Annotated in this window: 24 protein-coding genes and 1 tRNA gene; 14 read left to right on the top strand and 11 right to left on the bottom strand. The window is 64.5% G+C overall.

Annotation, left to right across the window (positions count from 1 at the left end; translation table 11 throughout):
- Positions 1-335 precede the first annotated feature (335 nt).
- The 4 genes from IF803_RS14850 to IF803_RS14835 all read left to right on the top strand — a co-directional run bounded on the left by IF803_RS14850 (position 336) and on the right by IF803_RS14835 (position 4,499).
- Positions 336-1,139, top strand: a complete 804-nt coding sequence (locus tag IF803_RS14850; RefSeq protein ID WP_028341721.1) for an SDR family NAD(P)-dependent oxidoreductase — start codon at positions 336-338, stop codon at positions 1,137-1,139.
- 36 nt (positions 1,140-1,175) lie between these two features.
- Complete coding sequence (locus IF803_RS14845; protein ID WP_212057985.1) at positions 1,176-2,306, top strand: DUF5938 domain-containing protein; 1,131 nt, start codon at positions 1,176-1,178, stop codon at positions 2,304-2,306.
- A gap of 205 nt (positions 2,307-2,511) precedes the next feature.
- Positions 2,512-4,044, top strand: coding sequence for an AMP-binding protein (locus IF803_RS14840; RefSeq protein WP_461192622.1), 1,533 nt, complete (start codon positions 2,512-2,514; stop codon positions 4,042-4,044).
- Between the two features lie 107 nt (positions 4,045-4,151).
- Positions 4,152-4,499 carry a DUF6665 family protein gene (locus IF803_RS14835; protein ID WP_461192621.1) on the top strand — a complete coding sequence of 116 codons (348 nt, stop codon included), beginning with the start codon at positions 4,152-4,154 and terminating at the stop codon, positions 4,497-4,499.
- 79 nt (positions 4,500-4,578) lie between these two features.
- Here IF803_RS14835 and IF803_RS14830 read toward each other — a convergent pair whose 3' ends face one another.
- The 8 genes from IF803_RS14830 to IF803_RS14795 form a co-directional block, all read right to left on the bottom strand.
- On the bottom strand, positions 4,579-4,848 hold the full coding sequence (locus IF803_RS14830) for a BQ00720 family protein (RefSeq protein WP_016843536.1): 270 nt from the start codon (positions 4,846-4,848) through the stop codon (positions 4,579-4,581).
- Between the two features lie 50 nt (positions 4,849-4,898).
- Positions 4,899-5,324, bottom strand: a complete 426-nt coding sequence (locus IF803_RS14825; protein ID WP_028341717.1) for an Hsp20 family protein — start codon at positions 5,322-5,324, stop codon at positions 4,899-4,901.
- Between the two features lie 169 nt (positions 5,325-5,493).
- The gene (locus IF803_RS14820) at positions 5,494-6,576 is read right to left on the bottom strand and encodes a sn-glycerol-3-phosphate import ATP-binding protein UgpC (protein ID WP_028341716.1); all 1,083 of its coding nucleotides are present in this window, start codon (positions 6,574-6,576) and stop codon (positions 5,494-5,496) included.
- 3 nt (positions 6,577-6,579) lie between these two features.
- Positions 6,580-7,428 (bottom strand): sn-glycerol-3-phosphate ABC transporter permease UgpE, encoded by an 849-nt coding sequence (gene ugpE, locus IF803_RS14815; RefSeq protein WP_028341715.1) that lies wholly within the window; start codon positions 7,426-7,428, stop codon positions 6,580-6,582.
- The gene (gene ugpA / locus IF803_RS14810; protein WP_461192620.1) at positions 7,428-8,309 is read right to left on the bottom strand and encodes a sn-glycerol-3-phosphate ABC transporter permease UgpA; all 882 of its coding nucleotides are present in this window, start codon (positions 8,307-8,309) and stop codon (positions 7,428-7,430) included. The genes ugpE and ugpA overlap by 1 nt, the downstream gene beginning before the upstream one ends.
- Positions 8,310-8,472: 163 nt before the next feature.
- Positions 8,473-9,789: a sn-glycerol-3-phosphate ABC transporter substrate-binding protein UgpB gene (ugpB, locus tag IF803_RS14805; protein ID WP_461192619.1), complete on the bottom strand. Its 1,317-nt coding sequence runs from the start codon at positions 9,787-9,789 to the stop codon at positions 8,473-8,475.
- A gap of 296 nt (positions 9,790-10,085) precedes the next feature.
- Positions 10,086-11,291, bottom strand: a complete 1,206-nt coding sequence (locus IF803_RS14800; protein ID WP_461192618.1) for a CaiB/BaiF CoA transferase family protein — start codon at positions 11,289-11,291, stop codon at positions 10,086-10,088.
- A 188-nt stretch (positions 11,292-11,479) separates the two neighbouring features.
- Complete coding sequence (locus IF803_RS14795; protein WP_461192617.1) at positions 11,480-11,905, bottom strand: organic hydroperoxide resistance protein; 426 nt, start codon at positions 11,903-11,905, stop codon at positions 11,480-11,482.
- A gap of 169 nt (positions 11,906-12,074) precedes the next feature.
- Here IF803_RS14795 and IF803_RS14790 point away from each other — a divergent pair, with 169 nt between their 5' ends.
- Positions 12,075-12,536 carry a MarR family winged helix-turn-helix transcriptional regulator gene (locus tag IF803_RS14790; RefSeq protein ID WP_461192616.1) on the top strand — a complete coding sequence of 154 codons (462 nt, stop codon included), beginning with the start codon at positions 12,075-12,077 and terminating at the stop codon, positions 12,534-12,536.
- A gap of 11 nt (positions 12,537-12,547) precedes the next feature.
- On the opposite strand, the gene IF803_RS14785 is transcribed toward IF803_RS14790, so the two are convergent.
- From IF803_RS14785 to IF803_RS14775, 3 genes are all read right to left on the bottom strand, one after another.
- The gene (locus tag IF803_RS14785) at positions 12,548-12,787 is read right to left on the bottom strand and encodes a GIY-YIG nuclease family protein (protein WP_461192615.1); all 240 of its coding nucleotides are present in this window, start codon (positions 12,785-12,787) and stop codon (positions 12,548-12,550) included.
- Between the two features lie 123 nt (positions 12,788-12,910).
- Positions 12,911-12,986, bottom strand: a tRNA-Ala gene (locus IF803_RS14780).
- Positions 12,987-13,080: 94 nt separating this feature from the next.
- Positions 13,081-13,488 (bottom strand): TIGR02300 family protein, encoded by a 408-nt coding sequence (locus tag IF803_RS14775; protein WP_028341708.1) that lies wholly within the window; start codon positions 13,486-13,488, stop codon positions 13,081-13,083.
- A gap of 145 nt (positions 13,489-13,633) precedes the next feature.
- Here IF803_RS14775 and aroA point away from each other — a divergent pair, with 145 nt between their 5' ends.
- The 9 genes from aroA to trpA all read left to right on the top strand — a co-directional run bounded on the left by aroA (position 13,634) and on the right by trpA (position 22,903).
- The gene (aroA, locus tag IF803_RS14770) at positions 13,634-14,971 is read left to right on the top strand and encodes a 3-phosphoshikimate 1-carboxyvinyltransferase (RefSeq protein WP_461192614.1); all 1,338 of its coding nucleotides are present in this window, start codon (positions 13,634-13,636) and stop codon (positions 14,969-14,971) included.
- Complete coding sequence (gene cmk / locus IF803_RS14765) at positions 14,968-15,597, top strand: (d)CMP kinase (protein ID WP_172646247.1); 630 nt, start codon at positions 14,968-14,970, stop codon at positions 15,595-15,597. The genes aroA and cmk overlap by 4 nt, the downstream gene beginning before the upstream one ends.
- Before the next feature lie 393 nt (positions 15,598-15,990).
- On the top strand, positions 15,991-17,700 hold the full coding sequence (gene rpsA, locus IF803_RS14760) for a 30S ribosomal protein S1 (protein ID WP_018269280.1): 1,710 nt from the start codon (positions 15,991-15,993) through the stop codon (positions 17,698-17,700).
- Between the two features lie 468 nt (positions 17,701-18,168).
- Positions 18,169-19,146, top strand: a complete 978-nt coding sequence (gene sppA, locus IF803_RS14755) for a signal peptide peptidase SppA (protein WP_028341705.1) — start codon at positions 18,169-18,171, stop codon at positions 19,144-19,146.
- Between the two features lie 174 nt (positions 19,147-19,320).
- Entirely contained in the window at positions 19,321-19,650 is a 330-nt protein-coding gene (locus IF803_RS14750; RefSeq protein ID WP_016847379.1) for an integration host factor subunit beta, read from the top strand.
- A gap of 84 nt (positions 19,651-19,734) precedes the next feature.
- Positions 19,735-20,121, top strand: a complete 387-nt coding sequence (locus IF803_RS14745; protein ID WP_028341704.1) for a LapA family protein — start codon at positions 19,735-19,737, stop codon at positions 20,119-20,121.
- A 75-nt stretch (positions 20,122-20,196) separates the two neighbouring features.
- Positions 20,197-20,856 carry a phosphoribosylanthranilate isomerase gene (locus IF803_RS14740; RefSeq protein ID WP_028341703.1) on the top strand — a complete coding sequence of 220 codons (660 nt, stop codon included), beginning with the start codon at positions 20,197-20,199 and terminating at the stop codon, positions 20,854-20,856.
- Positions 20,853-22,070, top strand: a complete 1,218-nt coding sequence (trpB, locus tag IF803_RS14735; protein ID WP_461192613.1) for a tryptophan synthase subunit beta — start codon at positions 20,853-20,855, stop codon at positions 22,068-22,070. The genes IF803_RS14740 and trpB overlap by 4 nt, the downstream gene beginning before the upstream one ends.
- Positions 22,067-22,903: a tryptophan synthase subunit alpha gene (trpA, locus tag IF803_RS14730; protein WP_461192612.1), complete on the top strand. Its 837-nt coding sequence runs from the start codon at positions 22,067-22,069 to the stop codon at positions 22,901-22,903. Before trpB ends, trpA begins: the two co-directional genes overlap by 4 nt.
- Positions 22,904-22,969 lie beyond the last annotated feature (66 nt).

Raw genomic sequence — 22,969 nt, 5'->3', positions numbered from 1 at the left:
TCCGTGCCTTCCCTCTGCTTCTTCCCTCGAGCAACTATACCGCGGCGACCGCGGCGCGCTCCATCTCTTCACAATCATCCTCTTTGACACTTGTCAAATTCAGACTTGACAAGTGTCAAGTTTCTGGACGAGGGTTGGCGCAATAATTTGGACAACCGTCAAGACGGCTGACCAATCGAGACATAGGAGGAGATGCACCGCCGGGCGCGCCAACGCTGCGCCCCGCTGACGCCGGCCGCCACCACCAGTGCACCCAGAATGCGCAGACCGCCGTCCCATGCTGCCGCGGCCAACGGCACGCCGACCAAATCACCAAGCAAAGGGAGGACTAAGTGATGAGTGGGAAGAGCCTTGAAGGCAGGAAAGCCCTGGTCACCGGCGGCGCCCGGGGGATTGGCGCGGCGATCGCGCAGGCATTGGCGCGGTCCGGCGCCGCGGTCATGATCGGCGATATTCTCGACGACACCGGCAAGGCCAGCGCCGCCGAGATCGCCAAGGCCGGGGTGAAGACCGGCTTCGTCAAGCTCGACGTCACTGACGATGGGCAATGGGAACGGGCCGCCGCAGCGACGGTCGAAACCCTCGGCGGCTTCGACATCCTGATCAACAATGCCGGCATCGAGATCACCTCGCTGGTTGCCGACATCAAGGCCGAGGACGCGCGCCGCATGTGCGACGTCAACATCGTCGGCACCGTGCTCGGCATGAAGCACGCCTTCCGCGCGATGCGGCCGGGCGGCGCCGCGGGCAAGGGCGGCGCGGTCGTCAACATCGCTTCGGTGGCGGCGACGATCGCGTTTCCGAGCATCGCGGTCTATTCCGGCACCAAATCCGCGGTCGACCGCATGACGCGCGTCGGCGCGATGGAAGCCGGCAAGCTCGGCTACGGCGTGCGCGTCAACTGCATCTATCCCGGCCTGATCCCGACCGACATGGGTCTGCAGCTCGCCAATGACATCGTGAAGATCGGTCTCGCGCCCGACGTCAACGCCGCGGTCGGTTCGGTGGTGGAGCAGACGCCGCTCGGCAAGCTCGCGGAGGTCTCCGACATCGCCGACGCCGCTGTGTTCCTGTGCTCGAACGATGCGCGCTTCATCACCGGCATCGGCCTGCCGGTCGATGGCGGCATGGGCATGTAGCAACAACGCCGACAACAAGCATTTCGGAGGATCGCAATGAGCGAGAAGAAGCCCGTCATCGTCTATGGCGCTTCCGGCTATACCGGCCGGCTGGTCTGCGAATATCTGCGCGAGTACAACATCCCCTTCATCGCCGCCGGCCGCAGCGCCGAGAAGCTCAACGCCGCGATGAAGTCGAACGTGGCCGGCATCGAGACCGCCGACTACGAGGTCGTGTCGGTGCCGCACACCGTGGCCGCGCTGACTGAATTGTTCAAGGGCGCCTCGGTGGTGCTCAACACCGTGGGCCCCTTCGCCAAGTTCGGCGGCGAGGTGGTCCAGGCCTGCCTGGCTGCCAGGTGCCACTACACCGACACGACCGGCGAGCAGGACTGGCTGATCACGCTCGAGCAGGAGTTTGGCACGAAATTCGCCAATGCCGGCCTGCTGCTGGCGCCGGGCATCGCGCAGATGTACACCACCGGCGAGATTGCCGCGCAGCTGTGCCTTGAGACGCCCGGCCTCGACACGCTCGATATCGCCGTGTTCTGGGGCGGGAGCCCGACCATCGCCTCGACGCAGACCATTCTGGTCAACGCCGCGATGGCCAAGGCGTACTACCTGGAGCAGAACAAATACGTCGAGCATCAGCCCGATGCCGGCCTCTACAACCTCGCCATCCCCGGCCAGCACGAGCTGGCGCTGGCGCTGCCCTGGGGCGGCACCTCGCACCCGGTGTGGTTCAAGCAGGATCCGCGCGTCGCCAACGTGAAGGTGCTGGGCGGCGTGTTCAATCGTGCGCTCATGCTGGGCGTGCCGCAGATCGTCGCCGCCGCGCTGGAGGCGACCAAGGACATGAAGCCCGACGAGCGCTACGCCGCGCTGGCGCAGACTGCTGCCGGCGTGATGAACACCATGCCGCCGCGCGAGAACCCGCGCGTCAACAAGTCGCTGGATTCGGTGTATGCCTCCGGCCCGCTGGGGCGCGCGCACTGCGTCATCTACGGCAACAGCAACTACAAGCAGACCGGCATGCTGCAGGCCTATGCTGCCGCGCACCTGCTGCAGCAGCCGCCCAAGCGCGTAGGCTTCGCCTCCGGCTGTCAGGCGTTCGGCCATCGCGAGCTGCTCGGGCAATTGCGCAGCTTTGGGCTGGTCGGCAAGCCGGTCCTGACCGTGCATGATTGAGCGCCGCGGCTGCGATCGCGATCGTTCTTCACCTCTCCCCATTGGGGAGAGGTCGATTTGCGCAGCAAATCGGGTGAGGGGCCGCGGCTCCGACGATAGGCCGTAACCCCTCACCCGGCGCTACGCGCCGACCTCTCCCAAGGGAGAGGTGGATCTCCGCCGCGGTTCGAGTCCAACCCAACCTCATGATGCTTGAGGGGCGACCATGCGCTTCATCGATTATCTCGACAAGGGTGCCTCGCTCGGCGCCGACGCGCCGTGTCTCACGATGGACGGGCGGGACCTCAGTTACGGCGAGGTGCAGCGGCTGAGCTACCGGATCGCGCGCGGCCTCGAGCGGTCGGGCATCGCTCCCGGCGAGAAAGTCGCGATCCTGTCCGGCAACGATCCGCTCGCTTTCGCCTGCGTGTTCGGCATCTCGCGCGCGGCCGCCGTGTGGTGCCCGATCAATCCGCGCAACGAGGCGGCCGAGAACAAGTTCATTCTCGACCAGTTCGATTGCAGCCTGCTGCTGTTTCATTCGAGCTTTGCGCCGATGGTCGAGGCGGTCCGGCAGGACATCCCCAAGCTGCGCGCGCTGGTCTGTCTCGACGCCGAGTTGCCGTTCGCGTCGTCATTCGACCGCTGGCTCGGCGGACTCGCCGATGATGTCTATCAGCGTGAGACGATCGACGATCTCGCGATGATCCCGGGCACCGGCGGCACCACCGGCACGCCGAAGGGCGTGATGCTGTCCGGACGCAACATCGAGGCGATGACCGCGCTGACCCTGATGGGCTATCCGTTCAAGGGCCGTCCGATTTATCTCGCGCTGGCGCCGCTGACGCATGCCGCCGGCGTGCTTTGTTTTCCGATCATGACGCTGGGTGGTCGCGTCGTGATCATGCACCACCCTGACATCGGCGAGTTCCTGGCGCTGATCGAACGTTATCGCGTCACCCACACCTTCCTGCCGCCGACCGTGATCTACATGCTGCTCGATCATCCCGGGCTCGATGCGGCCGATCGCAGCTCGCTGCAATGTTTCTGGTACGGCGCGGCACCGATCTCGGCGACGCGGCTGGCGGAAGCCCTGCGGCGGATCGGCCCGATGGCGCAGCTGTTCGGCCAGACCGAGGCGCCGATGATGATCTCGATGATGCCGCCCGCCGATCACTACAATCCGGACGGCACGATCGCGATGGAGCGACTCTCGTCGGCCGGGCGGATCGGCCCGCTGGTGCAGGCCGGCATCATGGATGGCGACGGCAAGTTGTTGCCGGCGGGATCGCGCGGCGAGATCGTGGTGCGCGGCTCGCTGGTCATGGAAGGCTACTACAAGAACCCCGAGGCGACGCGCGAGGCTTCGGCGCATGGTTGGCACCACACCGGCGATATCGGCTACGTCGACGGCGACGGCTACCTGTACATCGTCGATCGCGCCAAGGACATGATCATCACCGGCGGCTTCAACGTGTACTCGATCGAGGTCGAGAACGCGTTGCGTGCCCACGAGGCGGTGCAGGATTGCGCCGTCATCGGATTGCCCGACGACAAATGGGGCGAGCGGATCGTCGCCGTGGTGCAGCCGCGCGCCGGCCACACCGTCGATGCGTCAGCGCTCGCCGCCTTCGTCAAGCAGCAGATCGGCAGCATCAAGACGCCGAAGCAGATCGAGGTCTGGGACGATCTTCCGCGTTCCAAGGTCGGCAAGGTGCTGAAGCCGGACATCCGCGCGCGGCTGGTGCAACGGTTCTGATCCACTTCGCTCGAAAGTGCTTTGTCCCGAACGTGTATTGACAACCAGCCGATGACGCCGGAAGACGGACGCGCGCAACATTGCGTGCGCGAACCAAGGGATGACTGATGTCCCGCGATTTTCGCCTTGATCGCGTTCCCGTCGACGTTCTCGCTTACGAGCTCGCCGAGGAGAGGGCGAGTGCGCTCGGCCGCATGGGCCGCGCGCTGGAGCAGGCGCTCGCCAGGCTCCGCGAGTTCGATGCCGCCCATTCGCGCGCTGAAGTATCGACGTCCACACAACAGGCACGGCGCCTCCTGGTGCGGGAGGCCGGCCATGCGCTCTGGATGTTCGTGGTGCAGCGGGAGGCCTGCGGGCTGCGCAACAACCGCATGCTGATGCGCGACTACAACGTGCCCGGCGAGGTGCAGCTCAGCATGGGCCCGCTGCTCGCCACGTCGACCACATCGCCATAAAAAATGCGCGGGCCGCCTCGGTGACGAGGCAGGCCCGCGCATTGAATTCGCGGATGCTGAATTCAGCCGTGGATTTGCGTCAGTGGACGCTGACGGCCTGCAACTCGTTGCTCCATGCGTTCGCGACCGCGGCTTCGCGGCTGTCGGTCAGCATGATCGGCGTGCCGTCGGCGGCGTGCAGTGCGAACAGTTTGAGGCCCGGCGCGATCTTCGGCGCCTGCGGAAAGAGATCTGGCACGTCCTCGGAGCGGACCTGCTTCACGTAGGCGATATGACCTTCACCCAGATGGGCCAGCGCTTCCGGCGTGACGCTCTCGGATTCGATGGTGGTGGTACTCAGTTCACTCATGGTCTCGACTCCTCAGTCAGATAAGCGGTCGAGTCCGCTCGTTGTTTCTATTATTCGTGCTCACTGATAGCGATTGTCTTAATGACCCGTTCAGGTTCCGGCCTGGCCAGGTCAATCGACAACAACCCGTTCTTCAGATCCGCGCCCAGCACCTGCATCCCCTCCGCCAGCACGAAGGTGCGCTGGAAGTGGCGCGCGGCGATGCCGCGATGGATGTATTGCCGAGCCTTGTCGTCCTGCTGGCGGCCGCGGATGACGAGCTGATTTTCCTCAATAGTTACATCGAGTTGGTCACGGGTGAAGCCCGCCACCGCTAGCGTGATGCGCAGCCGTTCAGGCTGCCCGTTGGTACGGTCGCACCGCTCGATGTTGTACGGAGGATAGCCGTCGGCGCCCTTCACGACGCGATCGAGCGCACGCTCGATCTCGTCGAATCCCAGAAGGAACGGACTGGACAACGATGGAACACGAGACATTACAAAGTCCTCTCGAAGCGACTTTGAGGGGCCCTTGCGGCGCCCCATGCAACCGGTGGGCCGTCTGGCCTCCGGTCAGTGAGGGATATGGGGGCGATCTGGATAGCGTTCAAGCAGCCCGAAACCAGCCTAAACGCCCGCAACATGGGGGTAAATTCTTCCCGATCGGTTACTCCCCGACGCGCTTGCGGCCGTCGGCGGTAAAAAGATGCAGCTTGTCGCGGGGGGCGACGGCCCGGATCCGCTCGCCGATGGCGGGACCCGAGACGCCGGGAACCCGGACGATCACCTCGCCCGGCGGCAGCTCGCCCGGATTGGCGGCAACGCCCTGCTCCTCGCGCTGGCGGCTGCCATAGACGAAGGTCTCGGCGCCGACATGCTCGATCGCCTCGACGGTGAGGCCAAGCGCGACGCCGCCGGATCCGGTCTCGCTCGAGATCACGAAATCCTCCGGCCGGATCCCGACAATGCCCGCGCCGTCGGCGCCCGTGATCTGGGACTTCAGCTCGTCCGCGCGCAGCGGCATCAGGTTCATCGGCGGGGCGCCGATGAAGGAGGCGACGAAGGTGGTCGCCGGCTTCTGGTAGATGTCCAGCGGATTACCGACCTGCTCGACCTGGCCGCCGTTCATGACGACGAGAATGTCGGCGAGCGTCATCGCCTCGAGCTGGTCGTGGGTGACGTAGATCGACGTGGTGTTGAGCCGGCGCTGCAGTTTGCGGATCTCGACCCGCATCGCGATGCGCAACTTGGCGTCGAGGTTCGACAGCGGTTCGTCGAACAGGAACACTTTCGGCTGGCGCACGATGGCGCGGCCCATCGCGACGCGTTGGCGCTGGCCGCCGGAAAGCTGGCGCGGCTTGCGCTCCAGCATCGGCGAGAGCTCGAGGACGCGCGCGGCTTCCTCGACGCGGGTCTTGATCTCGGCCTCGGCCATGCCGCGGTTGCGCAGGCCGTAGGCCATGTTGTTGTAGACGCTCATATGCGGATAGAGCGCGTAGTTCTGGAACACCATCGCGATGTCGCGATCGGCGGGCTCGACCTGGTTGACGACGCGGCCGCCGATGTCGATCTCGCCGCCGGTGATGGTCTCGAGCCCCGCGACCATGCGCAGCAGCGTGGACTTGCCGCAGCCGGATGGGCCGACCAGCACGCAGAACTGGCCGTCGCCGACATCGACATCGACGCCCTTGATGGCCTCGAAGCCGCCGGGATAGGTCTTGCGGACGCTGCGCAGCGTGACGTTAGCCATGGATTATTTTTCCGTCTCCACCAATCCGCGCACGAACAGTTTCTGCATCACGACGACGACGAACACCGGCGGCAGCATCGCGAGCAGCGCGGTCGCCATCACGATCGGCCATTCGGTCAGCGCATCGGTCGTCGTGATCATCTTGCGGATTCCGACCTGGATGGTCTGCATGTCGTCGCGCGTCGTGATCAGAAGCGGCCAAAGATACTGATTCCAGCCGAGGATGAAGAGGATCACGAACAGCGCGGCCATGTTGGTGCGCGACAGCGGCAACAGCGTATCCCAGAAGAAGCGGAACGGGCCCGCGCCATCGATCCGCGAAGCCTCCAGCAATTCATCCGGCACTGTCATGAAGAACTGGCGGAACAGCAGCGTCGCGGTGGCTGACGCAATCAGCGGCAGCGAGAGGCCGGCATAGCTGTCGAGCAGATGCAGATCGGCGACGATCTTGTAGGTCGGATAGATGCGCACCTCGACCGGCAGCATCAAGGTGATGAAGATGATCCAGAAGATCGCCATCCGGAACGGAAACCGGAAATACACGATCGCATAGGCCGAGATGATCGAGATCGCGATTTTGCCGACCGCGATCAGCAGCGCCATGATCAGCGAGTTCAGCATCATGTTGAGCACCGGCTCGCGGGTCGAGCCGCTCGTGCCGACAAACAGCGTCTGGTAGTAGGTCTCGAGGAAATGGCCGCCGGGCAGCAGCGACATCTGGCCGTTGGCGATGACGGCGTTGTCCTGGGTCGAGGCGACCAGCGCGAGATAGACCGGGAAGGCGACGATCGCGATCCCGATCCACAGGATGGCGTGAGCCAGATAGCGCTGGAAGCCCTCCTCCTCGACCATCAGTAGGTCACCTTGCGTTCGACGAAGCGGAACTGGATCGCCGTCAGCATGACGACGATGACCATCAGGATGACCGACTGCGCCGCCGACGAGCCGAGATTGCCGCCGAGCAGGCCGTCCGTATAGACCTTGTAGACCAGCGTCTCGGTCGCCTTGCCGGGACCGCCGCGGGTCATGGTGTCGATGATGCCGAAAGTGTCGAAGAAGGCGTAGACGATGTTGATGACCAAGAGGAAGAAGATGGTCGGCGACAGCAGCGGGAAAATCACGGTCCAGAACCGCCGCATCGGACGGGCGCCGTCGATCGCGGCGGCCTCGATCACGCTCTTCGGGATGCTCTGCAGCCCGGCGAGGAAGAACAGGAAATTGTAGGAGATCTGCTTCCAGGCCGCGGCGAGGATGATCAGGGCCGCCGCCTGGTTGCCGTCGAGCAGCGGATTCCAGTCGATGCCCATGGTGCGCAGATAGCGCGACAGCACACCGAGCGAGGGGTGCAGCATGAACACCCAGAGCACGCCGACCACCGGCGGCGCCACCGCATAGGGCCAGATTAGCAGCGTGCGATACAGCGTCGAGCCGCGTAGCGGCCTGTCAGCCATGACCGCGAGCAGCAGCGCGAAGGACAGCGAGGAGACCGCGATCGCGAACGAGAACACGAAGGTTCGGACGATCGCTGCGAAATAGGCCGGCTCCTTGAACAGATCGAGATAGTTCTCGAACCAGACGAAGCTGGTGGAGAGACCGAAAGCGTCCTGCAGCAGAAAGGATTGGATCACCGCCTGCACGGCCGGCCAGTAGAAAAAGATCAGGACGATCGCGAGCTGCGGGGCAACCAGCGCGTAAGGCAACAGCTTTGACTGGAAAATCGCTTGCTTTTGCATGGGCTCGGAGGAAGGGCAGGCCGCGGATGCGGCCTGCCGGTTGATGGCCCTAAAGCGCGATGAGATGAGGTTGGATCGTCATCGCGCTTTAGCTTGTCGTCTGGGCATGATCTTTTCGGAAAGCCGCTTCGCGCTTTTCCCGATCATGCCCGAAGGCATCATGTCAGCGGACGGCGGTCTTTTCAAACTGCCGCAGCATCTGGTTGCCGCGTTCGACGGCGGCGTCCAGCGCTTGCTTGGCGGTCTTCTTGCCGGCCAGCGCCTGCTCGATCTCCTCCGACCACATGTCGCGCAGCTGCACCATGTTGCCGAGGCGCAGGCCGCGGGAATTCGCGGTCGGCTCCTTGTTGGTGAGCTCGAGCAGCGGGGTCTCGAGATAGGGCTGGTCCTTGTAGAAGCCCTCTTCCTTGGCCTTGGCGTAGGCGGCCTTGGTGATCGGCAGATAGCCCGAGGCCTTGTGGATCCAGATCTGGCGGTCGGTGTCCGAGAGGAAGGTCAGGAACTTGGCCACGCCCTTGTATTCCTCGGCCGACTTGCCGCCCATCACCCAGAGCGAGGCGCCGCCGATGATCGAGTTCTGCGGCGCGCCCTTGACGTCGGGATAATACGGCATCGGCGCCGCGGTGAAGTTGAACTTGGCCTGCGCCTTGACGTTGCCGAAGAAGGCCGACGAGGTCAGGTAGATCGGGCATTCGCCGGAGGTGAAGCGGCCTTCGCCGGTGTTGGTGCGGCCGGCATAGTCGTAGGTTTTGTCCTTCTGCAGCTCGACGAGGTTCTCGAGATGCTTGACCTGCAGCGGGCCGTTGAATTCGAGCACGGTGTCGAAGCCGTCGAGGCCGTTGGCCTTGCTGGCGAGCGGCACATTGTGCCAGGCCGAGAGCTGTTCGAGATTGACCCAGGTGACCCACGAGCCGGAGAAGCCGCAGGTGGCGTAGCCGGCCGCCTTCAGCTTCTTGGCGTCGTCGAACACTTGCGGCCAGGTCTTCGGAATCTCTGCGATGTTGGCCTTCTTCAGCGCATCGAGATTGATCCACATCACCGTCGACGACGAGTTGAAGGGGAACGACAGCATCTCGCCCTTGGAGGTCGAGTAGTAGCCGGTGATCGCCGGCAGATAGACGCTCGGATCGAACTTCTCGCCGGCGTCGGCCATCAGCTTGTAGACCGGTTTGACGGCGCCGGTGGCGGCCATCATCGTCGCGGTGCCGACCTCGAACACCTGCATGATATGCGGCGCGTTGCCGGCGCGGAACGCGGCGATGCCGGCGTTCATGGTGTCGGCGTAGCCGCCCTTGTAGGTCGGGATCACCTTGTAGTCGGATTGCGAGGCGTTGAAGTCGTTGGCCAGCTTGACGATGACGTCGTTGTTGGCGCCGGTCATCGCGTGCCACCACTGGATCTCGGTCACCGCAAACGCGGGCGACGCGAATGCAAGCGCGGCAGCGGCTGCCGCGGCAGCGCCTAGTCGTCGAAAGAACATCAAAACCCCTCCCAATTGGAACATCATCTTTCGTTGCGCGCGTTATCAGCGCCGGATGACGTTCAAATGACCGTATAAACGAAAGTCATGGTAGGGGGGAAGCCGAAGCGAAGGGAAGCGGTAAAAAAGGCGAAGATCGCAGCCGGCTCCGTGCGGTGCAGCGCCGGACGCGACGTTGCACCGCAGGGTCTGATAGTTTCTCGGCGCAACGGACTGCGCATCACCTCTCCCCGTAAGGCCGGGGCGAGGGAGCTGACCACCGTTGTGGTCGCTATTCGACTGCTCTCATGACGCCTTTAGCGCTTGCGCTGGGGGCCGCAGACCACGCCCTTTTCAACCAGGCCGTTGATCTCGTCCTTCGAGTAGCCGAACTCGCCGAGCACTTCCGCGGCGTGCTGGCTGAACTTCGGCGGCGTGCGGCGCAGGTTCGGCTTGGTGCGTTCGAGGCGGATCGGCGAGGCGACGCCCTTGTACCAATCCTTCTCGATGACGTCGCCGCGATGAATGGTGTGCGGGTTGGTCAGCGCCTGGTCGATCTTCTGCACCGGGCCTGCCGGCAGGCCTGCGGCGAGCAGCCGGTTGCACAGCGGCTCGGCCTCGTGCTGGCTGAACACCGCGGCCAGCTCGACGCGGAGCGCATCGCGGTTGGCGATGCGGTCCTTGTTGCGGGCAAAGCGCGGATCGGTGCCGAGCTCGGGCTTGCCGATCTCCTTGGCGAGCTTGCGGAAGGTGCCGTCATTGCCGACGCCGATGAAGATGTTGTCGGTCTTGGTCGGAAAGATCGCGTAAGGCACGAGGTTGGGGTGCTCGTTGCCGGTCAGCGACGGCGGCTTGCCGTGCATGAAATAGTTCGCGGTGTGCGGATGCATGATCGCAAGCCCGGTCTCGTACAGCGTCGTCTCGATGAATTGGCCGAGCCCCGAGCGCTGCCGCTCCGACAGCGCCATCAGGATGCCGATCGCGGCGTAGAGCCCGGTGGTGATGTCGACCAGCGGCACGCCGATCCGCATCGGGCCGCTCTCCGGCGAGCCGGTCGCCGCGATCATGCCGGTCATCGCCTGGATGATCGCGTCATAGCCGGGATTGCCGCCGCGCGGGCCGTCGGCGCCGAAGCCGGAGATCCGGCAATGCACGAGGCGCGGAAATTTCGCGCGCAGCACGTCGTTGCCGATGCCCCATTTGTCGAGCGTGCCCGGCTTGAAATTCTCGATCAGCACGTCGGCGGTTTCGAGCATCTTCATCAGCACCGCGCGTCCGCCCTCGGAAGCGAGGTCGAGGCCGATCGAGCGCTTGTTGCGGTTGATGCCGACGAAATAGGCCGCGTCCTCGTCATGGAAGGGAGGACCCCAGTCGCGCACCTCGTCGCCGGCGGGCGGCTCGACCTTGATCACGTCGGCGCCGTGGTCGGCGAGAATCTGGGTGCAATACGGACCGCCGAGCACGCGCGTCAGATCGATCACGCGCAGGCCGGTCATCGCGCCCGTAGCCGCTGGGGTATTCATGGAAACAACCTTCGCTCAGTTGGGATCAGATAACGAGGGTCCCAGAGCTAACGGTCTTCAGCCGGGGCAGCAATGCTTCCGTCGGCGCAGGCCCATGCAGCAGGCGGCGCATGCGTTCGCCAAGCGAACCAGCCGCTAAAGAGTAATGGTCCGCCACGTGTCGCGGCGGACCATTGCGTGATGTGGAATTAGACGACGCTCAGCTTGACGTGGACATTGCCGCGGGTCGCGTTGGAATAGGGGCACACATGGTGGGCCTTCTCGACCAGCGCTTCAGCGTCGGCGCGGGAAAGGCCGGGCAGCGACACCGCGAGGTCGACGGCGAGGCCGAAGCCGCCTTCCGAGCGCGGGCCGATGCCGACCGTCGAGGTCACCGAGGCGTCGGCGGGAACCTTGGGGCCGCCCTGCGAGGCCACGAACTTCATCGCGCCGATGAAGCAGGCGGCATAGCCCGCCGCGAACAGCTGCTCCGGATTGTTGCCGGCACCGCCGCCGCCACCGAGCTCCTTCGGGGTCGTGAGCTTGACGTCGAGCGCGCCGTCGAGCGTTGCCGCATGGCCGTCGCGGCCGCCGGTTGCCTTGGCGCTGGTCTTGTAGAGCACGTTCACAGACATCGTGGTCTCCCTTGGTGGGTGTGGACTTGAATTCGACGACGCATGTATTGCACGCAAATAGATTGTGCACAATATAAAATATGCGGCCTCACATTTAATTGTTCGCAATTGAATCCGCGGTCCCGAGAGCCCAGAATGACCCGGAAACGAGATGGATTCGATGGGAATCATGGCCAGGAAACCGACGGCGGCGGATCAGGCGCTGCGGCTCGATAACCAGATCTGCTTTGCGGTCTATTCGACCGCGCACGCCTTCAACCGCGTCTACAAGCCGCTGCTCGACCGGCTCGGGCTGACCTATCCGCAGTATCTCGTGATGCTGGCGCTGTGGGAGCGCGACGACGTGGCGGTGAAGGACCTCGGCGAGCGCCTGTTCCTGGATTCCGGCACGCTGACGCCGCTCTTGAAGCGGCTCGAGGCGGCCGAGTTGATCAAGCGGACCCGCAGCACCGCGGACGAGCGGGTGGTGCTGATCGCGCTGACGCCGCAGGGCCACGCGCTGCGCGAAAAGGCCAAGGCCGTGCCGCAGTCGATCCTCGCGGCCTCGGACTGCACCGTTAGCGAACTGATGGCGATGAAGGACGAGATCGTCGCGCTGCGCGACCGGCTGAATGCAGTGCTGGGGGAGTAGGGGGCGAGCGGTTAGAGGCGCTTCTTGGCGAAGGCGCGGCCGCTATGGGATTTGAGATATTTCTCGAATGCGAGGGCTTTATATTTGTCTGGAAATGCGCAGTACCAGACGAGCTGCCAAGGCTTGAATTTTGAGGTGTGCGTGGACTTGCCGGCGTTGTGCTCGGGAATCCGTCGCTTCAGGTCTTCGGTAGCGCCAACGTATTCCTGATCAGGGAAGTTGATGCTGCGGATGATGTAGACGTACCACATTCGCATCCACGGATAGCCAGAGCAGCTGACCGTCCGTCTTCGCCCTTTGGGCTACGCCGGACACCACGCTTCGCCCTTCGGGCAACTCGTGGCTGCGCCACGCGTAGCCCGAAGGGCGAAGCGTGGTGGAGCCAGGCGGGATCGAACCGCCGACCTCTTGCATGCCATGCAAGCGCTCTCCCAGCTGAGCTATGGCCCCTTATCCAGTAGGATGATCCTGGGGGATCAATCCCGGCCCGCGCGGCCTACACGACTCGCGCGGCAGCACCGTTGATCATAGATCGGCGCCGATCTCAAGTCTCTTCGTCGCCGCCGACGTCACCAATAATGTCGGTGACGTCCTCATCGCCCTCTTCCTCGTCGGCGATGAAGGTCGAATCGTCGTCGTCATCGTCGTCGATGGTCTCATCGACCTCGATATCGTCCTCGGATTCGGGAACCTGGGCCTTGACCTTCCCGGTGTTCTCCTCGGCATCGGCCTCCTCGAGCGAGACCATCTCTTCGGCCTCGGCGGGCTCCGGCATGTCGGCTGCGGTCGCAGGCGAAGTGACGGTGGCGCCACGGCCCCGCGGCGGGGCGACCGGCGCGATCGGCACGACTTCGCCGGTATAGGGCGAGATCACCGGATTCTTGTTGAGGTCGTAGAACTTCTTGCCCGTGGTCGGGCAAATGCGCTTGGTTCCGAGCTCGGACTTGGCCACGTGGTAATCCCAGAATTTTCCTGAAAAACGGAGCTTCACTTGGCTAGTTGAGAGGCTGCTGTCAATAGCGGTTTGCGCGCAAGTGACGGGCGCGTGACGTGGTGTTGCCTATGTGATACCTGCCGCGGCGCGAGAGGACACAATCTTGGCCCAATCTGACACCCCGACCCCGCTGGAATCGCGCACGTGCGGCCCCCTGGCCGGCACCGTCCGCGTTCCCGGCGACAAATCGATTTCCCACCGTGCCCTGATCCTGGGGGCGCTTTCGGTCGGCGAAACCCGCATTTCCGGCCTCCTGGAGGGCGAGGACGTCCTCAATACCGCCAAATCCATGCGCGCGCTGGGCGCGAAAGTGGAGCGGACGGCGCCGTTTACCTGGTCGGTCGCAGGCGTCGGCGTCGGCGGCTTCGCCCAGCCTGCCGCGCCGCTCGATTTCGGCAATTCCGGCACCGGCTGCCGGCTGGTGATGGGCGCAGTGGCCGGCTGCCCGATCGCCGCCATTTTCGACGGCGACGCCTCGCTGCGCTCGCGGCCGATGCGCCGCATCCTCGACCCGCTGGAGCTGATGGGCGCCCGAACCAGCGACATAAGGGAGGGCGGGCGGCTGCCGCTCACCCTGCACGGCGCCCGCTATCCGGTGCCGATCGTCTACAAGACGCCGGTCGCCTCGGCCCAGATCAAGTCCGCGGTGCTGCTTGCGGGGCTCTCCGCGCCCGGCATCACCACAGTGATCGAGCAGGAGGCGAGCCGCGACCACACCGAGCTGATGCTGAAGCATTTCGGCGCCGAGATCTCCTCCGAGAAGGAAGGCAGCCACGGCAGGCGAATCTCGCTGAACGGCGAGCCCGAGCTGCACGGCGCCAACGTCGTGGTGCCCGCCGATCCGTCCTCCGCGTCGTTCCCGATCGTGGCCGCACTGATCGTCGAAGGTTCCGATGTCGTGTTCTCCGACGTGATGACCAATCCGCTGCGCACCGGCCTGTTCACCACGCTGCGCGAGATGGGCGCCTCGATCGAGGAGAGCGATGTGCGCGGCGATGCCGGCGAGCCGATGGCGCAATTGCGCGTACGCGCCTCGCAGCTGAAGGGCGTCGAGGTGCCGCCGGAGCGCGCGCCGTCGATGATCGATGAATATCTGGTGCTGGCGGTTGCAGCTGCCTTCGCCGAGGGCACCACGATCATGCGCGGCCTGCAGGAGCTGCGCGTCAAGGAATCCGACCGCCTTGAAGCCACCGCCGACATGCTGCGGGTCAACGGCGTCAAGGTGGAGGTGTCCGGCGACGATCTGATCGTCGAGGGCCGCGGCCATGTTCCCGGCGGCGGTCTTGTTGCCACCCATATGGATCACCGCATCGCGATGTCGGCGCTGGTGATGGGCTGCGCCTCCGATCGGCCGGTGAAGATCGACGACACCGGCTTCATCGCCACCAGTTTTCCGGATTTCATCCCGATGATGCGCGCGCTCGGAGCTGATTTCGCATGATCATCGCCATCGACGGACCCGCCGCCTCAGGCAAGGGCACGCTCGGCAAGCGGCTCGCCCACCACTACGGCTACCGCCATCTCGACACCGGCGTGATCTACCGCGCGGTGGCCTATGCGATGATGCAAGCCGGTGCCGAGCTCAGCAACGAGGTGCTGGCCGTGGCTGCGGCGCTCGAGCTCGACCCCGAAAAGTTCGGCAATCCGATCCTGAAGACCCAGAAGGTCGGCGATGCCGCTTCGGTGGTGTCGGCCATTCCGCAGGTTCGCGAGGTGCTGGTGAACTTTCAGCGCCAGTTCGCGGCCGATCCGCCCGGTGCGGTGCTGGATGGACGCGACATCGGCACCGTGATCTGCCCCGATGCCGACGTGAAGATCTTCGTGGTCGCCGATCCCCGCGTGCGGGCACGGCGGCGCACGCTGGAGGCGCGCGCCCGCGGCGAGGACGCCGACGAAGAGGCGGTGCTCGCCGACATCCTCAAGCGCGACGAGCGGGACAAGAACCGGGCGATTGCACCCTTGCGGCCGGCTGCGGACGCCCACACGCTGGACAATTCCAACCTCGACATCGAGGCCGGCGTCCGCGCCGCCATCGCCATCGTCGAGGCGGCGCGCGCCAGGCGCTAGAAGAGCAGGCATGGCAGGCGGTTTTGGCCCGAAAACCCAGCAAAATTGGGCATTTCCTGCTTGCCGAAAGCAGCCTGCGGGGCTATATCAGCGCCGTTCGGAGCAGCATCGACGATGTCGAGGCCGTGTCTGAGCGGGCCGGCGATGGGTTTGAACCAATCTCAAACGAAACCAACGCCGCATCTGGAGGAACGCCCGCTCCCAGGTCTTGCAGTCGATATTTTCGTTTCAGGCTCCGGATCTATCAAACGTACCGAACGTGCAGTTTTGCTGCCGGCCCGCTGTTGCACCTCCTGCAATGAGCGGCCGTCAGGGTTTGCGGAGCCCTGACACTTCACGCACGGTGCGCCCATCAACCCGAACGGCCGGCGAGATCCCGCATCTGGAGAACAAATGGTTTCGAATTCTGCGTCTTCTTACACCCCGACCCGCGATGATTTCGCGGCGATGCTTGATGAATCCTTTGCCGGCGGCAATTTGCAGGAAAGCTCCGTCATCAAGGGCAAGGTGGTTGCAATTGAGAAGGACATGGCCGTCATTGACGTCGGCCTGAAGACCGAGGGCCGCGTTGCGCTGCGCGAATTCGCCGGCCCCGGCCGTGAAAGCGATCTGAAGGTCGGTGACGAAGTCGAGGTGTTCCTCGACCGTATCGAGAATGCGCTCGGTGAAGCCGTGCTGTCGCGCGACAAGGCGCGCCGCGAGGAAAGCTGGGGCAAGCTCGAGAAGGCGTTCCAGAACAACGAAAAGGTCAACGGCGTCATCTTCAACCAGGTCAAGGGCGGCTTCACGGTCGACCTCGACGGTGCCGTGGCCTTCCTGCCGCGCTCGCAGGTCGACATTCGTCCGATCCGCGACGTTGCGCCGCTGATGAACAACTCGCAGCCGTTCCAGATCCTCAAGATGGACCGCCGCCGCGGCAACATCGTGGTGTCGCGCCGCACGGTTCTCGAAGAGACCCGCGCCGAGCAGCGCCAGGAGCTGGTGCAGAACCTCGAAGAGGGTCAGGTGATCGACGGCGTGGTCAAGAACATCACCGATTACGGTGCGTTCGTTGATCTCGGCGGCATCGACGGCCTGCTGCACGTGACCGATATCGCCTGGCGCCGCGTCAACCACCCGACCGAGGTGCTGACCATCGGCCAGACGGTGAAGGTCAAGATCATCAAGATCAACCACGAGACGCACCGCATCTCGCTCGGCATGAAGCAGCTGTTGGATGATCCGTGGCAGGGCATCGAAGCCAAGTACCCGCTGGGTGCCCGCTTCACCGGCCGCGTCACCAACATCACCGACTACGGCGCGTTCGTCGAGCTCGAGCCGGGCATCGAAGGCCTGATCCACGTCTCCGAGATGTCGTGGACCAAGAAGAACATGCACCCCGGCAAGATCGTTTCGACCTCGCAGGAAGTCGAAGTGCAGGTGCTGGAAGTGGATTCGGTCAAGCGCCGCATCTCGCTCGGCCTCAAGCAGACCATGCGCAATCCCTGGGAAGTCTTCGTCGAGAAGTTCCCGGTCGGTTCGGTGGTCGAGGGCGAGGTCAAGAACAAGACCGAGTTCGGTCTGTTCCTGGGTCTCGAGGGCGATGTCGACGGCATGGTCCACCTCTCCGATCTCGACTGGAAGCTTCCGGGCGAGCAGGTCATCGACAACTTCAAGAAGGGCGACATGGTCAAGGCCGTGGTGCTCGATGTCGATGTCGAGAAGGAGCGGATCTCGCTCGGCGTCAAGCAGCTCGAAGGCGACCCCTTCGCCGAGCCGGGCGACGTCAAGAAGGGCGCGGTCGTGACTTGCGAAGTGCTCGAAGTGAAGGAGAGCGGCATCGAGGTCCGGATTTCGGGCACCGAGTTCACCACCTTCATCAAGCGGTCCGAGCTGGCCCGCGACCGCAACGACCAGCGCGCCGAGCGCTTCGCCGTCGGCGAGAAGGTCGATGCCCGCGTCATCCAGTTCGACAAGAAGGCCCGCAAGGTGCAGGTCTCGATCAAGGCGCTCGAAGTCGCCGAAGAGAAGGAAGCCATCGCGCAGTACGGCTCCTCCGACTCGGGTGCGACGCTTGGCGACATCCTCGGCACCGCGCTGAAGAACCGCGGCACCGACAAGTAAGCGTTCGCACGATTTGAGCGAACAATCGGGGCCCCGGCGCAAGCCGGGGCCCTTTTTGTTTGGAGGTATCCGTAGCCCGGATGGAGCGAAGCGAAATCCGGGACTTTCTATCCGTGCTGCTGAAGCCTCCCGGATTACGCTTCGCTCCATCCGGGCTACGGATTTATCTTCTCCTTCCCCCTGAAAGGGGGAAGGTCGGGATGGGGGTCAGCCGAAGGCGATGCTGCTCATGGAGAGAGCAGATCCCCACCCGCTTTGCTCTCGCGAGCAAAGCGACCTCCCCTTTTCAAGGGGAGGTTAGGGCGCAGCCGGGACGAAGCGCACGTGCATCCGGGCTACAGGTACCTCCAAAGACCGGGCCTTGTTTTCTTCATATTGCGTCGCAATTGATGTATTTGGCTAAGCTGATAGTGACGCTGCGACTGCAAAACGCGCAGATTGCGCGCTGACCATTTCTGGAGAGATCGGATGTCGCTGGATTCAGACGTGATCGTCGATCGCCGCCGCATCAGGCGCAAACTGACGTTCTGGCGCGTCGCCGCCGCGGTCATTGCGATCGCGGCCATCGTCGGCGTGGGCGTGGTCGCCGCCGGCGGGCGCGGCACCTTTTCGACATCGAACACCATCGCGCGGGTCAATATCGACGGACTGATCCGCAGCGACCAGGATCGCGTCGAGGCGCTGGAGCGGCTCGGCAAGTCGAGCTATGCGGCTGTTGTCGTGCACATCAATTCGCCCGGCGGCACCACGGCGGGCTCCGAGCAGCTTTACGACTCGCTGATGCAGCTGAAGGCGAAGAAGCCGCTTGTCGTCGTGGTCGAGGGATTGGCCGCCTCGGGCGGCTACATCACGGCGATCGCCTCCGATCATATCGTCGCCCAGCAGACCTCGCTGGTCGGCTCGATCGGCGTGCTGTTCCAGTATCCGAACGTTTCGGAATTGCTCAAGACTGTCGGCGTGAAAATGGAGGAGATCAAATCTTCCCCGCTCAAGGCGGCACCCAACGGCTTCGAGCCGACCAGCCCGGAGGCCCGCGCCGCGATCGACGGTCTCGTCAAGGACTCCTATGCATGGTTCCGTGGATTGGTGAAGCAACGGCGCGGCATGGACGACGCCCTGCTGGAGAAGGTCGCCGACGGTCGCGTTTTCACCGGCCGGCAGGCAGTCGATCTCAAGCTGGTTGATCAGCTGGGAGACGAGAAGACCGCGATCGCCTGGCTGGTTGCGGAGAAGAAGGTCAAAAGCGACCTGCCGGTGCGCAATTACAAGCTCAATCCGCGGTTCGGCGACCTGACCTTCCTGCGCACCGCGGCGTCCGTGACGCTCGATGCGTTCGGTCTTGGCGCGATCGCGCGGCGGATCGAGCAGGGCGGCGTGGCCGAGGCAGTCGACCGGTTCGGGCTTGACGGCATGCTGGCGCTGTGGAGCCCGGCTGGAACCAACTGATCGGCTGCCAAAGGCGTGCTCGTCAGGCTATTCCCGCTTTGCGGGAATCGCCGCATGCCCCAATTGGGCTATTTGTCACGTGATTTCACGACGCTCTAAATCGATTTAGCGTCTTGACAGTGCACGGCATTTTCACGGAAATGGGTTTCCGCAAGAGCCCGGATCCCACTTTCGATGATCAAATCCGAACTTGTTCAGCGTATCGCCGAGCACAACCCGCACCTCTACCAGCGGGATGTCGAGAACATTGTGAATGCGATTCTCGATGAAATCGTCGCGGCGCTGGCTCGTGGCGACCGTGTCGAGCTGCGCGGTTTTGGCGCATTCTCGGTGAAGCACCGTCCGGCGCGCGCCGGCCGCAATCCACGCACCGGCGAGCATGTGCCGGTCGACCAGAAGAGCGTGCCGTTCTTCAAGACCGGCAAGGAAATGCGCGAGCGCCTCAACCGCGACGTAACCGAGGCGGGCGCCGCCAAGGTCGATGCGCCCAAGGCTGATGCTTAAGGTCGACGCCTAAGGCGCGACGTCAGGCGTTGCCGTGTTGCGGGCGATGCGCCCGCATTTGCTCCATCGCTGCGAGAGATGGTCATGCGAAAGTTTTTCACGGCAGTGGTCGTCATTCCGCTCGGACTGATCTTCATCATTTTTGCAGTCGCCAACCGTCACTGGGTGACGGTGTCGTTCGATCCCTTCAATTCGGTGACCCCCACGGTTGCGGTCACACTGCCGCTGTTCGTCGTCATTATCGCCTCCGCGATCCTGGGCGTGATCGCGGGCGGCATCGGAACCTGGTTCAAGCAAGGGCGCTGGCGCCGCGCGGCCCGGCAGCACGAGGCTGACGCCCGCCATGTCCGCGCCGAGCTCGCCGACCTCAGGGCCGCCGCCTCCCGGGACGACGCGCAGCGCCGTCCGGCCCCGGCCCTATCAGGTTTTTACGGGGCCGCCGGGCGAGACAAGCAGGGCGCGACGTTGTAGAACCCGCCCCGTCGGACCGGGATCCACCCCGGTTCCGGCCGCCCGAAAACCCGTTTTGAGACCCGCTTCGAGACCATGCCCCTGCTTGTCAAAATCTGCGGCCTGTCCACGCGCGAGACGCTCGACGTCGCGCTTGAGGGCGGCGCCGACATGGTGGGGTTCGTGTTCTTTCCGCCGTCGCCGCGTCACATCAGCCTTGAGACCGCGCGCGAGCTCGGCAGCCGCGCCAAGGGCCGCGCCGTCAAGGTCGCGCTGACCGTCGATGCCGACGATGCGACGCTTGAGAACATCGTCGAGACGCTGCGGCCGGATATCCTGCAATTGCACGGCAAGGAGACCACGGCGCGGCTGCGCGACATCAAGGCGAAGTTCGGCCTGCCGCTGATGAAGGCGCTGCCGGTCGAGACCGCAGCCGATCTCGCCCCGCTGCCGGGTTATGCCGGCGTCGCCGATCGTATCCTGTTCGATGCCCGCGCGCCGAAGGATGCCACGCGGCCGGGTGGCCTCGGCGCGCCGTTCGATTGGCACGTGCTGGAAAATCTCGATCTCGCGCTGCCCTACATGGTCTCCGGCGGGCTCAATGCCGACAACGTCGCTGAAGCTGTCCGCGTCACGCGCGCCGGCGGCGTCGATGTCTCGTCGGGCGTCGAGGGCACGCCCGGCGTCAAGGATCCCGAATTGATCCGCGCCTTCATCCGCGCCGCGCGCGCAACCCAAGAACTGATGGTTCGATGAATCCAAACCTGCCCAATTCATTCCGCAGCGGCCCCGACGAGCGCGGGCATTTCGGCATTTTCGGCGGACGCTTCGTCGCGGAAACGCTGATGCCGCTGATCCTCGATCTCGAAAAAGCCTATGCCGACGCCAAGGCCGATCCGGCGTTCCAGGCCGAGATGAACGTCTATCTGAAGGACTATGTCGGCCGGCCCTCGCCGCTCTATTTCGCCGAGCGGCTCACCGAGCATCTCGGCGGCGCCAAGATCTATCTGAAGCGCGAGGAGCTCAACCACACCGGCTCGCACAAGGTCAACAATGTGCTCGGCCAGATCATGGTCGCGCGCCGCATGGGCAAGAAGCGCATCATCGCCGAGACCGGCGCCGGCCAGCATGGCGTGGCGACGGCAACGCTGTGCGCGCGGTTCGGGCTCGAATGCGTGGTCTATATGGGCGCGGTCGACGTCGAGCGGCAGCAGCCGAACGTGATCCGCATGGAGATGCTGGGCGCCAAGGTCGTCCCGGTGCAGTCGGGCGCGCGCACGCTGAAGGATGCGATGAACGACGCGCTGCGCGATTGGGTCACCAACGTGCACGACACCTTCTATTGCATCGGCACGGTGGCGGGACCGCACCCCTATCCGATGATGGTGCGCGACTTTCAGTCGATCATCGGCCACGAGACCCGCAAGCAGATGCAGGAGGCCGAGGGCCGCCTGCCGGATTCGCTGATCGCCTGCATCGGCGGCGGCTCCAATGCGATGGGCCTGTTCCATCCGTTCCTCGACGATCCCTTGATCGAGATCTTCGGCGTCGAGGCCGCCGGTCACGGGCTGACGCAGCTGCATGCCGCCTCGCTCGCCGGCGGGCGTCCTGGCGTGCTGCATGGCAACCGCACCTATCTTTTGATGGACGCCGACGGGCAGATCGAGGAAGCGCATTCGATCTCGGCCGGCCTCGACTATCCCGGCATCGGCCCCGAACATTCCTGGCTGCACGAGACCGGCCGCGTGAAGTATCTCTCGGCGACCGACGAGGAGGCGCTGGCTGCCTTCCAGCTGCTGTCGCGGCTCGAGGGCATCATCCCCGCGCTGGAATCGGCGCACGCCATCGCGAAACTGTCCGAGCTCGCACCGCAGCGGCCGAAGGATCACCTGATGGTGGTCAACCTCTCGGGCCGCGGCGACAAGGACGTGCCGCAGGTTGGCGACATCTTGAAGGGCAGGAAGAAGTGACCACCCGTATCGACGCACGTTTCGCCGAGTTGAAGCAGCAGGGCCGCTCCGCTTTCGTCACCTTCGTGATGGCCGGCGATCCCGACGCCAAGACCTCGCTCGACATCCTCAAGGCGCTGCCGAAGGCCGGTGCCGACGTCATCGAGATCGGCATGCCCTTCACCGATCCGATGGCCGACGGTCCCTCGATCCAGGCCGCCGGTTTGCGCGCGCTCAAGGGCGGCATGACGCTGCGCAAGACGCTGGCGATGGTCCGCGACTTCCGCAAGGACGACAACGTCACGCCGATCGTGCTGATGGGCTACTACAATCCGATCTACATCTACGGCGTCGACAGCTTCCTGGCCGATGCCAAGGCCGCCGGCGTCGACGGCCTGATCATCGTCGACCTGCCGCCGGAAGAAGATACCGAGCTCTGCATCCCCGCGATGAAGGCCGGGCTGAACTTCATCCGGCTGGCGACGCCGACCACGGACGACAAGCGCCTGCCGGCGGTGCTCGCGAACACTTCGGGCTTTGTCTATTACGTCTCGATCACCGGCATCACCGGCGCTGCGACGGCCGATTCGAAGGTGGTCGCGGAAGCCGTGGCCCGGATCAAGCGGCACACCAAGCTGCCGGTCTGCGTCGGCTTCGGCATCCGCACCCCGGAGACGGCGCGCGCGATCGCCGAAAGCGCCAACGGCGCCGTGGTCGGCACCGCGATCGTCGATGTGGTGCGTGCCAATCTCGATGCCGAGGGCCGCGCGACGCCGAAGACCGTGAGCGCGGTGGCCGACCTGGTGTCGGCGCTGGCACAGGGGGTCCGGGGCGCCAAGCAGGCCGCTGAATAAGCCACATTTTGCGGCAACAAGGCCGCCGAAGGCGGCTTGCCGGGCTCGCCCGGCCCGCCATATATC

The organism is Bradyrhizobium sp. UFLA06-06, assembly GCF_054820065.1.
The sequence above is the reverse complement of the archived record's forward strand: the minus strand, read 5'-3'. Positions and strand labels throughout refer to the sequence as shown.

What these genes read in the sequence shown, in the direction of transcription:
- IF803_RS14850 (WP_028341721.1), top strand. Translation starts at nt 336, where the DNA reads ATGAGTGGGAAGAGCCTTGAAGGCAGGAAAGCCCTGGTCACCGGCGGC.
- IF803_RS14845 (WP_212057985.1), top strand. Translation starts at nt 1,176, where the DNA reads ATGAGCGAGAAGAAGCCCGTCATCGTCTATGGCGCTTCCGGCTATACC.
- IF803_RS14840 (WP_461192622.1), top strand. Translation starts at nt 2,512, where the DNA reads ATGCGCTTCATCGATTATCTCGACAAGGGTGCCTCGCTCGGCGCCGAC.
- IF803_RS14835 (WP_461192621.1), top strand. Translation starts at nt 4,152, where the DNA reads ATGTCCCGCGATTTTCGCCTTGATCGCGTTCCCGTCGACGTTCTCGCT.
- IF803_RS14830 (WP_016843536.1), bottom strand. Translation starts at nt 4,848, where the DNA reads ATGAGTGAACTGAGTACCACCACCATCGAATCCGAGAGCGTCACGCCG.
- IF803_RS14825 (WP_028341717.1), bottom strand. Translation starts at nt 5,324, where the DNA reads ATGTCTCGTGTTCCATCGTTGTCCAGTCCGTTCCTTCTGGGATTCGAC.
- IF803_RS14820 (WP_028341716.1), bottom strand. Translation starts at nt 6,576, where the DNA reads ATGGCTAACGTCACGCTGCGCAGCGTCCGCAAGACCTATCCCGGCGGC.
- ugpE (WP_028341715.1), bottom strand. Translation starts at nt 7,428, where the DNA reads ATGGTCGAGGAGGAGGGCTTCCAGCGCTATCTGGCTCACGCCATCCTG.
- ugpA (WP_461192620.1), bottom strand. Translation starts at nt 8,309, where the DNA reads ATGCAAAAGCAAGCGATTTTCCAGTCAAAGCTGTTGCCTTACGCGCTG.
- ugpB (WP_461192619.1), bottom strand. Translation starts at nt 9,789, where the DNA reads ATGTTCTTTCGACGACTAGGCGCTGCCGCGGCAGCCGCTGCCGCGCTT.
- IF803_RS14800 (WP_461192618.1), bottom strand. Translation starts at nt 11,291, where the DNA reads ATGAATACCCCAGCGGCTACGGGCGCGATGACCGGCCTGCGCGTGATC.
- IF803_RS14795 (WP_461192617.1), bottom strand. Translation starts at nt 11,905, where the DNA reads ATGTCTGTGAACGTGCTCTACAAGACCAGCGCCAAGGCAACCGGCGGC.
- IF803_RS14790 (WP_461192616.1), top strand. Translation starts at nt 12,075, where the DNA reads ATGGCCAGGAAACCGACGGCGGCGGATCAGGCGCTGCGGCTCGATAAC.
- IF803_RS14785 (WP_461192615.1), bottom strand. Translation starts at nt 12,787, where the DNA reads ATGTGGTACGTCTACATCATCCGCAGCATCAACTTCCCTGATCAGGAA.
- cmk (WP_172646247.1), top strand. Translation starts at nt 14,968, where the DNA reads ATGATCATCGCCATCGACGGACCCGCCGCCTCAGGCAAGGGCACGCTC.
- rpsA (WP_018269280.1), top strand. Translation starts at nt 15,991, where the DNA reads ATGGTTTCGAATTCTGCGTCTTCTTACACCCCGACCCGCGATGATTTC.
- sppA (WP_028341705.1), top strand. Translation starts at nt 18,169, where the DNA reads ATGTCGCTGGATTCAGACGTGATCGTCGATCGCCGCCGCATCAGGCGC.
- IF803_RS14750 (WP_016847379.1), top strand. Translation starts at nt 19,321, where the DNA reads ATGATCAAATCCGAACTTGTTCAGCGTATCGCCGAGCACAACCCGCAC.
- IF803_RS14745 (WP_028341704.1), top strand. Translation starts at nt 19,735, where the DNA reads ATGCGAAAGTTTTTCACGGCAGTGGTCGTCATTCCGCTCGGACTGATC.
- IF803_RS14740 (WP_028341703.1), top strand. Translation starts at nt 20,197, where the DNA reads ATGCCCCTGCTTGTCAAAATCTGCGGCCTGTCCACGCGCGAGACGCTC.
- trpB (WP_461192613.1), top strand. Translation starts at nt 20,853, where the DNA reads ATGAATCCAAACCTGCCCAATTCATTCCGCAGCGGCCCCGACGAGCGC.